At 45.1% G+C, this 14,646-nt stretch carries 13 protein-coding genes; 8 read left to right on the top strand and 5 right to left on the bottom strand.

Annotated features, from left to right (window positions below; genetic code table 11):
• The first annotated feature begins 160 nt into the window (after nucleotides 1–160).
• From OCU49_RS10160 to OCU49_RS10140, 5 genes are all read left to right on the top strand, one after another.
• Nucleotides 161–1,675 carry a sigma-54-dependent transcriptional regulator gene (locus tag OCU49_RS10160; RefSeq protein WP_261844868.1) on the top strand — a complete coding sequence of 505 codons (1,515 nt, stop codon included), beginning with the start codon at nucleotides 161–163 and terminating at the stop codon, nucleotides 1,673–1,675.
• Nucleotides 1,676–1,822: 147 nt separating this feature from the next.
• Nucleotides 1,823–2,164: a hypothetical protein gene (locus OCU49_RS10155; protein WP_261844867.1), complete on the top strand. Its 342-nt coding sequence runs from the start codon at nucleotides 1,823–1,825 to the stop codon at nucleotides 2,162–2,164.
• A gap of 824 nt (nucleotides 2,165–2,988) precedes the next feature.
• Nucleotides 2,989–3,309: a hypothetical protein gene (locus OCU49_RS10150; RefSeq protein WP_261844866.1), complete on the top strand. Its 321-nt coding sequence runs from the start codon at nucleotides 2,989–2,991 to the stop codon at nucleotides 3,307–3,309.
• A 95-nt stretch (nucleotides 3,310–3,404) separates the two neighbouring features.
• Nucleotides 3,405–3,782 carry a MerR family transcriptional regulator gene (locus OCU49_RS10145; protein WP_261844865.1) on the top strand — a complete coding sequence of 126 codons (378 nt, stop codon included), beginning with the start codon at nucleotides 3,405–3,407 and terminating at the stop codon, nucleotides 3,780–3,782.
• A gap of 39 nt (nucleotides 3,783–3,821) precedes the next feature.
• Nucleotides 3,822–4,397, top strand: coding sequence for an NAD(P)H-dependent oxidoreductase (locus OCU49_RS10140; RefSeq protein WP_261844864.1), 576 nt, complete (start codon nucleotides 3,822–3,824; stop codon nucleotides 4,395–4,397).
• Nucleotides 4,398–4,806: 409 nt separating this feature from the next.
• Here OCU49_RS10140 and OCU49_RS10135 read toward each other — a convergent pair whose 3' ends face one another.
• The gene (locus tag OCU49_RS10135) at nucleotides 4,807–5,409 is read right to left on the bottom strand and encodes a flavin reductase family protein (protein ID WP_261844863.1); all 603 of its coding nucleotides are present in this window, start codon (nucleotides 5,407–5,409) and stop codon (nucleotides 4,807–4,809) included.
• 541 nt (nucleotides 5,410–5,950) lie between these two features.
• Between OCU49_RS10135 and OCU49_RS10130 the strand changes: the two genes are divergently transcribed.
• Nucleotides 5,951–8,809 (top strand): bifunctional diguanylate cyclase/phosphodiesterase, encoded by a 2,859-nt coding sequence (locus OCU49_RS10130; protein WP_261844862.1) that lies wholly within the window; start codon nucleotides 5,951–5,953, stop codon nucleotides 8,807–8,809.
• 68 nt (nucleotides 8,810–8,877) lie between these two features.
• Here the strand turns inward: OCU49_RS10130 and OCU49_RS10125 are convergent, their stop codons facing one another.
• Complete coding sequence (locus OCU49_RS10125; RefSeq protein WP_261844861.1) at nucleotides 8,878–9,711, bottom strand: response regulator; 834 nt, start codon at nucleotides 9,709–9,711, stop codon at nucleotides 8,878–8,880.
• Between the two features lie 1,028 nt (nucleotides 9,712–10,739).
• Between OCU49_RS10125 and OCU49_RS10120 the strand changes: the two genes are divergently transcribed.
• Nucleotides 10,740–11,504, top strand: a complete 765-nt coding sequence (locus OCU49_RS10120; RefSeq protein ID WP_261844860.1) for a sterol desaturase family protein — start codon at nucleotides 10,740–10,742, stop codon at nucleotides 11,502–11,504.
• On the opposite strand, the gene OCU49_RS10115 is transcribed toward OCU49_RS10120, so the two are convergent.
• Both OCU49_RS10115 and OCU49_RS10110 read right to left on the bottom strand, forming a co-directional pair.
• Nucleotides 11,501–12,067, bottom strand: a complete 567-nt coding sequence (locus tag OCU49_RS10115) for a GNAT family N-acetyltransferase (RefSeq protein WP_261844859.1) — start codon at nucleotides 12,065–12,067, stop codon at nucleotides 11,501–11,503. The genes OCU49_RS10120 and OCU49_RS10115 overlap by 4 nt on opposite strands.
• Before the next feature lie 2 nt (nucleotides 12,068–12,069).
• Nucleotides 12,070–13,059: an aldo/keto reductase gene (locus OCU49_RS10110; RefSeq protein WP_261844858.1), complete on the bottom strand. Its 990-nt coding sequence runs from the start codon at nucleotides 13,057–13,059 to the stop codon at nucleotides 12,070–12,072.
• Between the two features lie 181 nt (nucleotides 13,060–13,240).
• Here OCU49_RS10110 and OCU49_RS10105 point away from each other — a divergent pair, with 181 nt between their 5' ends.
• Nucleotides 13,241–13,795: a hypothetical protein gene (locus tag OCU49_RS10105; RefSeq protein ID WP_261844857.1), complete on the top strand. Its 555-nt coding sequence runs from the start codon at nucleotides 13,241–13,243 to the stop codon at nucleotides 13,793–13,795.
• Here OCU49_RS10105 and OCU49_RS10100 read toward each other — a convergent pair.
• Nucleotides 13,792–14,529: a DNA/RNA non-specific endonuclease gene (locus tag OCU49_RS10100; RefSeq protein ID WP_261844856.1), complete on the bottom strand. Its 738-nt coding sequence runs from the start codon at nucleotides 14,527–14,529 to the stop codon at nucleotides 13,792–13,794. The genes OCU49_RS10105 and OCU49_RS10100 overlap by 4 nt on opposite strands.
• Nucleotides 14,530–14,646 lie beyond the last annotated feature (117 nt).

The raw sequence follows: 14,646 nt of genomic DNA, 5'->3' as shown, positions 1-14,646 counted from the left end.
TGGTTGATCCGCTTATATCTCTAGCTTACTCTACGTATTACATGGATCACAATCTAAGCGTTTTTTATCACGGCAAACTGGCGGCTGATTAGCTAATAATTAATCACAAAACAGCCACAGCCTGATAAAAAACCCGCTTTATATATGCAGAGGATTTGCTGTGCCAAACGTGACCCCAACGTTATTACTTGTTGAAGACGACCCGACCATGACAGCTGTATGTAAGAGCTATCTTCGGGATCAGGAATACGACCTGCACTGCGTAGCAGACGGCAGCGCTGCGCAACAGGCACTCAGCCAGCAAAGCTTCGATGGCATTCTGCTGGACCTTAGCCTGCCTGACATGAACGGTCTGGACATACTCAAACAGATCAGCAGCGAAGAACATCCGGCGGAAGTTATCATCACCACCGGCGACTGCTCAATGAATACCGCCATTGAAGCGATGCAGCTGGGTGCACGGGATTATCTGGTCAAACCTTTTGATCAGGAACGTCTGCTAACAACGCTGAAAAACACCTTTGAAAGCCAAAATCTGAAACGCATCGTTGAGACCTATCACAACGAAATCGACAGACACCAATTCTGTGGCTTTATAGGTTCATCCCTAGCCATGCAGCGGGTATATCAGATCATCGACAGCGCCGCAGATTCTAAGGCCACCATCTTTATCACCGGCGAGAGCGGCACAGGCAAAGAAGTCTGTGCGGAAGCAATTCACCAGCACAGCGGCCGTAAAAAAGCCCCGTTCATCGCGCTGAACTGTGGTGCCATTCCTAAAGATCTGATCGAAAGCGAAATCTTCGGTCATGTTAAAGGCGCATTCACCGGGGCAGTCGGCGAGCGCGACGGTGCAGCCAAAGCCGCCCAGGGTGGCACCCTGTTCCTGGATGAAATCTGCGAAATGGACATGTCGCTGCAGTCGAAACTGCTACGTTTCCTGCAAACCGGCACCTTACAGAAAGTCGGTAGCGATAAAACCGAACAGGTAGACGTACGCATCGTCTGCGCAACCAATAAAGATCCTCTGGCAGAAGTACAGGCCGGTAACTTCCGCGAAGACCTGTTCTACCGGTTACACGTATTACCCGTTCACCTGCCACCACTGCGGGAACGGGACAACGATGTGATTGAAATCGCCAATCACTTCCTGAACCAGTACGCGGCAGAAGAACAAAAAGGCTTTTCTGGTTTTGAACCGGACTGCGAATACATCCTCAGCAACTACGACTGGCCCGGCAACGTCCGCCAGCTACAGAACGTTATCCGCAACATAGTAGTACTGCACAGCGGCGACACAGTGACCACCTCCATGCTCCCCGCCCCACTGGACGGCATGGCAAGCATCGGTGGCGCACAACCACGCCCTATGACACAACCAGTAGCACCGGTAATGCCTGCGCCACCCCAAACTCCCATCTCTACTCACGCCTCAGCTCATCCCTCAGGAGCAGCCTACGCAACACCGACAGGCTTCAGCCCAGCACCACAAACACAACCCGCCCCAGGCAACGGCGACGACCTTACCCAGCAAATCCGCCCCATCGCGGAACTTGAACGGGAAGCCATCGAACGCGCCATTGACCTCTGTCAGGGTAATATTCCCAAAGCCGCGCATTATCTGGAAATAAGCGCCGCAACTATTTACCGTAAACGGAATAGCTGGAAGGAATAGGTTTTGTCGTAAGGTGGTTTAATTAAATAAAGCTACAATCACCTGATTATTTATAAATAATCTTTTTACCTTACAAGGTTAGGAAGCTTACAAGCTTACCAACCTTGTAAGGGCGCAGTAATAAATTGTTAAAGGACAAAAGAGCACATGATCATTCGCATTGCAGTGTTACTTTTATCGGCTTTTTTACCTGTGGTTGTTTTGGCTTGCGATAACGCGGTAGAGACGACTTACGCAGCTGCGGGTTTAAAGGTTTTTCCAGAGGTGGTAGCTGAAGCTATCGATGAGAAAGAGATTGCCCGAAAAAGGAACGATGGCGAAGGCTACTATGTGCAGTTGGCATGCGATTCTGGGGAAGTTCTGATGCTCACGAAGTACATTGGTAAAGATATGTTTTTTAGGATTGAGTACATTTATGAAACCAAAGGCTTAATTGGTAAACGCACAACAAAAAGTAATGGCGAAGTAAAAGAGTATTTTGCCAAGTAGCCTTTAACAAGCGCAGTCACAGCGACGGCTTTTTCGTTGCGGCTTCGCCTCCACTACAAAGCCGCGCGTGCTGCGAGCGTTACAATTCCCAGAGGGTGAAGATTGGAATATTTAGGGAAGTTGTTCTTTTTCGGGTTAGTAATTATTTTGTCTATCGTGGCTTTCCTTTTCTGGGATATGGCTCGATATGACCAGGAAAGGTGTGACTATATAGAGTCTCTTGCAGGGAACCCAAGTATAGTAAATGCTCTTGATCAGTGGGCCTCGGAAAATGTTATTGATAAAAACTACTACTTTGTATCCGGGATGCATGGAAGTATCGCTGCGCACAGGAATGAAGATGAAGAGATATACTATCTACCGCTACCAGACATCAAGGTAACAGGTATCAACAACGAATATTTTCGGTTTTCACTTTCGAAGCACGAATCAAAGCACAATGACAATATAATTAGTAATAATGTTCATAGTCTTTACTTCGGTAGAGGTCGGGACCACATAATTCTTACTAAAAATGGTCACGCATTGAGTTCACATAGAGGCCATGATTTTGAATCTGGTAAACTCAAAAAGATCAGAGAATCTGTTTATGCTTACTGTTCAAGCGGCAGATTTAGAATGTAACAAGGCGCTGTTGCCAGACTGTTTTTCACTGTGTTCCAAAATAGCCGCAAAGCAAAGCGTTAGCTGTAATATAGGTAAATATAACTGAGAAATTACCGAACGTTTTAAAAGCTGTAATATCCTATTTTTTGCTTGTTGGTGGTATTGGTTTGCTATGGCCGTTATTAGGGCTTGATCCACAACATGCAGAATTTGAGTCAATGAGTACAGCATATAAAGTGGGTTCATACTTTCGTGACGCAACAATAAACATTTTGTTTGTAACGGCTGGCCTTGCTCTTCTTTACAGAAAGCAATGGGGAAGAAAACTTGGTTTAGTTATTATTGTAATCTCTGTTATTTACTCTGGAAATGCTTTTGCGTGGGGGTTTACGGGCGGTGAGCCGACGTTCAAGGCATATTTGTTTGCTTATTCCGTCGTAGGTTCCTGGAATGCGATTTGGTTTTGTCTTCTGTTTAAAAAATCTAGCAAACTCGCACTTGAGCCAATACATCCAAATATTTCGAACAGTGACAGCTAACAAGTTTATCAAACATCGTTCCGGCCCAAAATAACGGGCCTCCACTGAACGCGCTCACATGCGTTTTAATGGCAACGTTTAAGTTCAGGATAAAAATGTACATCGGTGAAGTAGCCAACAAAACAGGTCTCTCAATTAAGGCTATCCGCTTTTATGAGGAGAAAGGCTTGATCATGCCGCCCCCTAGAAAAGGCAGGTATCGTGTCTATAGTGATACCCATATTGATATCTTAAACCTGATTAAAGAAGCTAAGTCATTGGGTACAACGCTGTCTCAACTAAAAAGTGCAATTGTCTATAAAAATGGTGAAGTTGACTGGTCGTACATCGAGAGCTTTCTTGCCGATATTAAACTTCAGTTATTACTGCAAATTGATGATTTGAATAGCAAAGTACAAAAAGTCGAGAAGTGCTTACTGGATATAGAATCTTGCCCATCCTCTATTGACTCTCCCCCTAAGGGCAGAGATTAAAATAGTCATCGAACTCACAATATTAGGAATATGAGTACGATGACAAAGAAGATAATGGTCCTAAACGGAAACCCTAAACTAAGTAGCTATTGCCGGCATTTAGGCGAGCTGTACGAAATTGAAGCAAGAGAGCACTTTGACGTAAAACGCTTTAATTTATCAAAGATGGAATTCAACCCAAGCCTCGATTGTGGTTATGACGCGAGGCAAGAACTTGAGCCTTGTTTAGTTGAGTTTCAAAAAGCGATTTTATGGGCTGATCATATTGTGATTGTTACGCCTATTTGGTGGGGAGGCTTACCAGCAAAGTTAAAAGGTTTATTCGAAAGAACTTTTTTACCTGGATTCGCGTTCAAATATGAAGGTGAGAATCCTCTACCCTTACAGTTACTGAAAGGAAAAACATCCAGAATTATTATGACGATGGATGCACCCTCAGACTATGCCGAAGAACAGGCGGCCCCGGCTATACAGCAGTTTGATCTTTTTACACTTCAGTTTTGCGGCTTTGAAAAAGCAGAGCTTAATCTTTTTGGCTCTATCATATCGGCTAACTCTGAACACAAATCATCTTGGGAAAAGCAGATTAAAAGCCTTGGTAGTGCAGGTAAATAACTCGAATCAAAACAAGTAACCAATGGGGTCAAAATAAAAATATCCGGCCCCTTCTCATCTTCTAGGTAACCCACAAAATCCACCAGCAGGCACCCTTTCCCCCTTCTGCGCAGCCGAGCATTGCAGCTAGTAACAGATCAGCCTGAGAAACTGTTTGAAAGAGCGAAGCGATTGAGTTTTTCGAAGGCCTGTTACTAGCGAAACGCACAGGGAATCAGGCCTGCTCGCAACTAAAGGCCGGGCAAGCGGTGGGGCGGCCTTTAGATTGTTAAGACCTTAAGCCGTTTAAAGGTCTTGACTCGACGAAGTCGAAAAAGATCATCCCAACTAAAACCCACCACAAAAAATAACGACAACCACTAAAACAGCACAACCAATAAATAAACAAACAAACAAACAAACAGAAAACCTATGGCCTCTCCAACTCCAGATAATCCGACGTCCGACTATACCCATCTCCCCCCATCTTCCCCACCGAATCAATCAATGCCTGATTGATCAGCCCGTCATCATATAGATCATCCCGCACATAGACAGACTTCACATCTAACATCACTACTGTACCGCTCGCCGGCTCATCACCTACCGAAATGATCTCCCGCAAAGTACATTCATAGCGAACCGGAGAGCCTTTTACTGATGAAGGCGTCACTGTGGAACTGGCGATACGCTCAACCCCTGCATGCTCAAACTCACTGTGCTCATTATGAATACTGGCACTGGTGGCATTCATTTTTTCTAACAATTCAGCGCTAACAATATTCACGACACACTCGCCGGTATCTTTCAGGTTCTGCAAGGTATCTTTATCTATCCCGCTACGCTGAGTAACCTGGGTATAAAGAAGTACCGGTGGGTTACAGCTGGCAACAGTGAAAAAAGAATATGGAGCCAGATTATCTATACCTTCCTTTGAACAGGTACTGATCCATGCGATGGGCCTGGGGGTGACACCACCATTTAACAGACGATACTTTTCCTGGTTGCCCAGTTCTGAAACGTTAAAATTCATAAGGTATTTGCTTATATGTAAGCTCTGTTTATTCATGCTCTATTTGAGCACAAGGTAAAATTGTGCGGCTAGTGTACGCCATTCAGGCTGCAAAGCTCAAAGCGCACGATAATAGCTCAAACACCCTACAACTACTCAATTTGAGTAATCCTTCAAATATGCAATTCTTCCTGCACCTGAAGCTAAATTAAATGGCCTTCCCCCACTGTACATAGGGGCTGGAGAGCAATAATTGAAAATCATTCTTAACAAAGCTGACCCATTAGTTACATTTATTACTAATATCAAACGTTTACGCGTCATTGAATTTCACGTTTACTTGCTGACAGTCGATGTTCACTTAAAGCTATTTCGAAATTACAGCATTACTGCAGGCTCCAATTATTCAATATTTACAATCAGATGGAATTGCACCCATCAGTTATAAAAACGTACACACGACTGATCGCTGACTTGATAATAAAAACAATAAACAGGCCATTTGCTTACAGCTAACCTGTAATCTCCGGCCACTTTCTGCATATGACAGGACTCATAGCTAATGCCGCTTTTTGCAATGACGGACAACAAGTATCGCCTTCAAACCATCATCTTTATCTCTTTGGTTCTTATATCCCTGATTCCAGTATTGCTCTTAGGCATGTGGGTGCAGCAAAACTCGGTGGAGAATGAATTTAAAGCCGTTAAAGAAAAGCACTTAATCATTGCGAACAACCTTAGCCGAGAGATCCAGCGTTACATCACAGATACTAAGTCTGCTTTTGACTTCGTACACGCAATCGAATTCTCGCCTACATATACTGGTGACAGACAAAAACTGTTAAACACCTTTAACATCACAGATACCTGTATTTTTTATCCAAACGACTCTTCAAAAAATATTTTTAACGGCAGTTCATGTGACTTCGACCTGAGTAGCCAGCAGCGATCTTTAATAAACAACAATTCCAGCCAGACAGACAGTGATACTCATCTCTCAGATTTAACCAGTATCGACGGTCGTCCGGTATTTTTGATCAGTAAAGCGCTCAATAATCACGCCACTGCCGTTGGCATTTTAGAAACAACCTATATAAAACAAAGTCAGCAATCTATTGCGTTTGGCGAGCGCGGACATTCGATGATTGTTGATGCAACCGGAAAAGTTGTTGCTCATCCAAACAAAGACTGGGAAAGAACATCCAAAGACGCCTCCGGCCTTTCAGTCGTCCAGAAAATGATGCAGGGACAAACCGGGGTAAGTACCTTTTACTCGCCGCCCATGCAGGCTGACATGATAGCCGGACACACCTCAGTACCCGGTGTTGGCTGGGGAATCATGGTGCCACAACCGGTGAGCGAACTGATCGACAATACCAATGAAGTGCTTTACGCCGTTATCATCATTTCTTTATTAGGTTTGTCTATTTCTACTTTTCTCAGCTGGATTGCAGCTAAACATTTAGCCCAGCCAATCGAACGTATCAGCCGGGCCGTCGCCAGTATTGCCACTGACAAAATTTCTAACGTTTCAACGGTTAAACACCACGCGAATATATTTATCAAAGAGGTCGATGATCTAACCTTGTTCTTCAACAAAATGATTAACGAGTTAAAGGTCACGAACAAGGAGCTGCAGCTATATCATCTGAATTTGGAGAAATCCGTTGAGGAACGGACGATTGAACTGAAAGCAGAAATAAAGCAAAGAGCTCAGGCCGAACAGCAACTAAAACTGTCCAGCCAGGTATTTGAATCGGCCAATGAAGCCATCTTAATTACCGATAAAACCCTGTCAATTATTGAAGTAAACCCAGCCTACTGTCTGATTATGGACATCTCCCCGGAACAGGCCGTAGGGACACAACCAAACTTTGCCAACCTCAGTGATAATGACCCGGTCATCTTTGAATCTATGTGGGATGGCATCAATGAACATGGTAGCTGGCAAGGCGAGGTGTGCGGTATACGAAGTAATGGTGACACCTTCCCTAAGTGGTTATCAATCTCTGCTATGCACAATGATCAGGGAGATGTTTTAAACTACATAGGCATTTTCTCAGATATATCACCGATTAAATCCGCCGAATCACGGCTCAAGCAACTCGCCTATTATGATCAGCTAACTTCACTTCCCAACCGCACATTACTTTACGAAAGAATCGAACAGTCACTTCGTAAGATCAGCGATGGCGATATTCAAACTGCCTTTATGTATCTTGATCTGGACCAGTTTAAACAAATAAACGATACCTTAGGTCACACCATTGGAGACAGCTTACTGCAGCAGATAAGCCTGCGTCTGTCACAGGCAATCAATGTGACTGATACCGTATCCCGCATTGGCGGCGATGAATTCACCATATTGCTACATGATGTTCACAGCAAAGCTGAAGTTGAAATGACCGCGACAAGTGTCCTGGAAACCTTTGATGAGCCTTTCCTGATTAATGATATAGAAATTAACATTGGTACAAGCATTGGCATCTGCATGCTCCCTGATGACGCTACCTCTGTGCATCAGGCGTTAAAGCGGGCAGATATGGCGATGTATCAGGCAAAGTCGAATGGCAGAGGTTGTTATCACTTTTATAATCTCGAAGAAAGTCAGAAGCTCAACGATAAAATCCAGCTACAACAGGAACTGTCGCACGCAATTAACGATAACCAACTGTTTTTGCTTTACCAGCCAATTGTCGATGCCCAAACCAATAAAGTTGTCTCTGTAGAAGCTCTGGTGCGCTGGTTACATCCGCAAAAAGGCTTACTGACGCCAGACAAGTTCATTGAACTGGCGGAAGAAAGCAATCTGATAATTGACCTCGGCTATTGGGTAATCAAACAGGCATCTGCGCAGGCGCTTGCCTGGAAGGATAGCCTCGGCTTTACCTTACCTATTGCTATCAACCTATCTGCTCAGGAATTCAGTAACCCTGAGTTAGTCGAGCGTATTCAGAACGTGCTTCTGTCGACCGGCACTCAGGCTGAAATGATAGAAATTGAAATTACTGAAACATCAGCAATGAAAAATGCCTACTTAAGCACTAACACCATTAAAAAGCTTAGAGGCATTGGCATTAACATCAGTATTGATGATTTCGGCACTGGCTACAGTTCACTGGCTTACCTGAAAAGACTTGCTGTCGATAAAATCAAAATTGATCGCAGCTTCATTCAGGATCTAACCACTGATGATACCCATATCGCATTCGTTAAACTGATAATTGAGTTTTCAAAAGAGCTTGGTTATAAGGTAGTCGCCGAAGGCGTTGAAACAGAAGACCAGCAGAATATTCTTAAGGCACTGGAGTGTGACTATATTCAGGGGTACTTGCATTCCAGGCCAGTCACTGCCGATCAGATCATTGAACGCTATTCCGTTCAGGAAATATCTGAAACTGAAACGGATTCACTCGCATAAACAAAAAATACGAACCTTTAGCTGACTACTCAGAACTTATCCGGATGAACACATTCTGATCAGCCAGATTACAGCTCGGTTTGCATAGATGCTGACATGTGCTCTTCCAGTTGCTTTAAACAACTTCGGCTTAACCGAATAAAGGCAGGCAGATTCGTCATTACCTTGCTGATATCCGTGTCGCACAAGGTTTCCAGACGCCGGGCTAACGCAGAGATTTTCATAAGGCCGTATAACGCAGTACTGCTTCCCAGTGTATGCAGCTCATGCTTTACATTACTTTTATCTGCCACCGCGCTTACCTCCAGCGTTTGTAAGCGGCTGTGGGCATCTTTCAGGAATATATCGACCAGTGAAGGTAAGGTGTCTGCACCAACGTCCTGACCAAGCTTGTCCAGCACATCCGGTGCGAATTCAGCAGGTAAACTATCAGGTTCTTTAGCAGGAGCAGTTTTTTCAGTTGAATCAACAGAGATTACCGCGACTCTGGCGGCAGGCTGATCTTGCTGAGCCGGTGCCGTACGAGGCTGCTTAGCATTCCCCTGAAAGGCTTGCTCAATCACATCCAGCAGCTCTTCATTATCCCAGGGCTTTGCCAGATAAAAATCTACCACGCCTGCGGCTAATGCTTCTTCGGTGCTTTCATAATCAGACTGACCACTGAGCATCAGCCTGGCGGTGTCCGGCCAGCGCCGTTTCACTTCAGTGAGGAATTCAATGCCGTTCATCAGCGGCATACGGAAGTCACTCATTACTACCTGTGCAGGTTGCTCAGTTAGTATCTCCAGAGCTTCCTGCCCACTGGCAGCCGTCTGTAGCTCAAAGCTCTGCTGTCGCAACACCCGACGTAATGAAGCCACTACTGCCGGATCATCATCCACCAGTAACATCCGTCTTTCCATGGCGGTCTTCTCCTTATATGCAAAACACACCAGCTAATTCAATCAGCTGGCAAAACACGCGTATTCAATCTATTCAGCATATCTCTATTTCAGGAAAAACGTCTGGCTTTCAGACAGATAATTACCCAAACCGGGACAATTACGTGTTTCTTTTGATACCCATCAGCAGCTTCAGATCCTGTGGGTAGTCAATATCGCACGCTACCTGAGGTAACTTCGCCCCTGCCACTGTGTAAACAGGATATTACACAGCGCTTTTGCGCCCTTGTCTCCATGTAACTGTGACAGGCTAGTGAATATTGATGAGCGAAACAGAACCGGAACACCATACTGCCCGGCATACTCTTCGCAACAGATATCCACGCTACAATCCAGCCCCATGGCATTCGTGAAAGCTTAAGCTTGCACCGGGCCCATTCGCTGCTCAACGGCACTCAGGCAAGTGAAGCTTCATATAATATTGGCTATACAAGTCCTTAGAAATTAAGCCGGGAATTCAAACGTTTCTTTGGCAATTCACCGCAGGAAATCCAGGCGCTATAGGAGATTTTATAACCCAGCATTCAAACAGCTGTGTCACGTAAAACCTGTAATTTTCCTGAACCAGGTCTATGCTGAATCGAATGATGGCTGTTATCTGTCACCAACAGCCCAGACTGAATTCAGCTTAGATGTAAAGGATAGCTCTGATGGTTGCATCGAACTCTCCAACGGCCTTACATACGACAATAGACATCACCTTTCAGGAATCTTTACAGTATTTCCTACACCAGATTTTTACCGGAATTCAGCTAATTTCAGCTCAGTTACATCAGGTACTGAAATACCCCCTAGCTCCAAACCAACGGATATTCTGGTTATACCTGATAACCTCAGCCCTGTTCGCCTTACTGGTATTTTATTTAACGACGAATAAGTCAGAACGCTCTCCCTTAGCATTTTTTCGATTCCTGTTTCCCAGGAAAGTCTGGCAACATCCATCTGCCTGACTGGATGTTCGGTATTTCTTTTTTCATCAGCTAGTGCGTTTGCTGATTTATTCCAGCTTGCTCACCGGCACTATTGACCTAACTTTCAAACTGATTGCCAATAGTGACGTATTAACGGTTCTCACCAGCCAGACCGGAACTAACTACTCAGTGACAGTCGCTGCTCTCTACATGCTTATGATGGTGCTGGTTCTGGATTTTGTATCTTTCTTCATTCATATGCTGCAACACCGAATTCCGTTTTTGTGGGAATTTCATAAAGTACACCACAGTGCTGAAGTCATGCATCCACTCACTAATTATCGCGAGCACCCGGTTGATAACATCGTGTATGCACTGACGAATGGTACGACTGCCGGTATATTTATGGGGCTGAGTTATGCGTTATTAGGCTATCTGCCCAGCATGCCGGTATTACTCGGCGTGCCTATCCTGATATTCATGTTTAACTTACTGGGATATAACCTGCGGCATTCACATATATGGCTACGCTGGCCCGGTAAACTGGCCATGGTGTTTGGCTCCCCGGCCCATCATCAGATTCACCATAGCTGCCACCCTGATCACATCGACAAAAACTTTGCCTTCGTGTTTCCTATCTGGGATGTACTGTTCAAAACCTATGAAGTGCCACAGACAAACAAAGACGTGCATTTTGGGATTAGCCGGACGAAACCTAATATCTACACCAGCTGTATGGGACTGTATCTGCTACCGTTTAAGTTTGCATTTAAGCCTGTTTTACGATGCTTAAAGCCAGCCCCTAACAAAGCAACAGACAAGAAAACCGGTGATTCACACTAATTAGCTGCAATATCTTCGGAAGCCTTAAACGCCGCATAAATCGCATGATTCAGAATCCGCTCGCCGATTTTTTCACTGTGGCTGATAATCCCTTCCAACTGCATACCTAAACGTTCACACACAGCCCGGCTAGGCAGATTATCTTCAGCAACGGTGATCTGTACTTTACTGACATCCAGTTGTTCAAAGGCATAGTTCAGCATTGCCTTACAGGCACGGGTAACTATGCCAAGACCCTGATAATCAGGTATTAGCCAGTAACCTATATCCGTCCGCTGTACTTCTCTGTCAATAACATTAAATGACGCCGTGCCGACTATCAGTCCACGGTAAACAATAGCCAGCGACATACGGGAGCCATCACGGTAGTTTTGACGTTCTCTGGCAATAAAATGACTGAAATCATCAACAGTTTTACAATACCTGGGCCACTGCATCCAACGGGCTAGCGGCTCATAGTTATCTGTAACCAGTCGCTGAAACACAGGCGCCATTTCTGCCGCAACCAGTTCCAGCTGAATTTCATCATCAACCTTCAGATTGAAAGAATCACTGTCCCGCATGATCAGAACCTTTCTGTATCTACTTCAGACTGAGCCTGTTTTGGATAACGTTCACCAACCACTGTCTGCTGATTAATCACGGCATCGACCCGGTCAAACAGCTCATCGCTCAATGTGACATCAACCGCCGCTATATTTTCTTCCAGATGTTCAAGCACAGCAGTACCCGGAATCGGCACGATATGCCCGGCCTTTTTAAGTAGCCAGGCGAGTGCCAGCTGGCCCGGTGTACAATCTGCTTCTGCAGCAAGGGGTAAATAGTCGTCCAGCAACTTCAGATTACGGGCATAAATCTCTGGGCTGAAGCGCGGCATATTACTGCGAAAATCCCCTTCCATCAGTTGCTCAGGACCAGATAAAGTATTCGTTAAGAACTTCCGGGCCAGTGGGCTGAATGCCACCAGTGCAGTGCCCAATTCTTTACAGGCTTCCAGCACTGCAATTTCAACATTACGTGTCCATAAAGAATATTCACTCTGCACCGCCGCAATAGGATGTTCCTTATGCGCCCGATGTAAAAGCTCTGCAGACACTTCAGATAGCCCCACTTCACGAACCTTACCTTCACGGACTAACTCACCCAGCGCACCCACACTTTCTTCAATAGGAACGTTCGGATCCCGACGGTGCAGGTAATACAGATCAATCACATCTGTCTGTAACCGCCGCAGGCTGTCTTCACAAACTTTACGGATCATCTCCGGGCGGCCATTAATTTCCCGTACACCCGCATCGTTACGGAACATGCCGCACTTACTGGACAGCACAAACTCCTGACGACGGCCTTTGAGCATTTCCCCAACCAGTGTTTCATTAGCGCCATACCCATACAAAGCTGCAGTATCCAGAAAGGTATAGCCGGCATCCAACGCGCGATTCAACATCTGCTCCGCATATTCACGGGACGGCGGCGTACCGTAAGCATGGGACAGGCTCATGCAGCCATAGCCTATGGAAGAAACAGATAGCGAACCGATGTGGCGGGTAGTCATGGAGCTTCCTTTAATAAAAAACAGAGATCACTGAAACAGTACTGATTTGACGCTAAAAACATATTACCTGCCAAAGCTTAAACCTCTGTGCTAAACGTATCAAACCATTGATTCACTGAAGCTTTTAAAGTCTAATTCCGGACAACAATCAGTGCCTCATATGGAAGAGAAGCATACAATAATGGATGACATCATTGCTGTTAAAAGAAATAACCGACACTACCGTATTTACTACGTGTTAGCGGCGCTGATTCCCGTTTATATCACCTATATATTTCACTTCAGTATTCCCGCAATATTACTCACAACCTTCGTCTGTTCACCTCTGGTTGCTTTACTAGTCTTCGCGGGCTGGATAAAAAAGGGAAAACCTTCCAGTAAGATAATGACTGACGTCAATGGCATTAATATTGTGCTGAATGAGCACAAAACTGTCAGTATCTTATGGCAGGACATCAGCAAGCTACAGGCAGAATGCATTGCTCCAAATCAGACAAACGCACAACTTCTGTTTGTTAAGTACAAAGAGGGAGTGCGTAACCTGTCACCGATAACTGAGTCTCTGAACAATTTTTTCCTGAAAGGTTATGAGCCCTGTTGCCCAATTCATGGATATAATATCAGCCCGGATGAAATCGTCACTCAGTTAAGCCGGAAACACAAAGACTGGCTGATTAAAAAAACCATCAGACATAATAATTGTGTCATTCAGCAAGCCACTACTCTAACTAATTAGCACCCCAGCCGTTTCGCAATTACAGATGAATCCTTAAGAACCGGTAATTCATACTGGGTATCTGATTGTATTTTTGCAAAACTGACAGCACTGGCGCAGAAGTCATCTTTACGGCCTGCACTCTGTTGCATAATGAAGCCAGCGGCCTCGCCTTTCATGTTGTAAACCAGCTTAAAATAGCCGGAGGGCACCTGATGCGTTTCGTCAGCTTTTGGCAATGCTGGCATGCTCTGTTCGTACAGAGGCCCGGTAATTACATATAAAGACTTACCGTAACTTACTCCTGAACGAACGGCATCCTCCAGTGCTTTCCACGGCCCCTGGTTCAGATGTTTATCCTGCGGTGTAATGTTGCTCAGATAATTCAGTTCTGACCAGTAGCGGGAACCAGCAAAGGATGCCAGCGGTGCCTGATGACCACGGTCTGCTTCTAACTCGCTGTTCCGGGCACCAGTATAATCTTTCGCTTCTAAGGTCTCATTTTCATCCAGCAAGGGATCAGTAGCCCAGTCACGACCTGGAGACGCACCGAAATTCACCACGTCCACTTCATATGCAACCCAATCCGCAAACTTGGTTTTCGGGTTATTCGACATGGCATATAAGTGATTGAATATCATATCGTTAGCGGCAGGGTTTTGCGGACAACCCGTCGGGCAGTGAACAGACAGAATTTCAGCGGATACTGCCGTGCTGCAAAGAGCAGTGGCAGCCAGAAGCAACGGATATTTCATAGCAATCTTTCCTGATCGAATTTTGCTACGAATAATCCGTGCTACAAACGCTTATTGCAAGCGCACATTGGAAGAAAGTACTACTAGAAAGTACTACTTGAAAGCATTGCTAGAATG

The sequence above is a fragment of the Aliamphritea ceti genome (assembly GCF_024347215.1).
Lineage (GTDB): Bacteria > Pseudomonadota > Gammaproteobacteria > Pseudomonadales > Balneatricaceae > Amphritea > Amphritea ceti.
The sequence above is the reverse complement of the archived record's forward strand: the minus strand, read 5'-3'. Positions and strand labels throughout refer to the sequence as shown.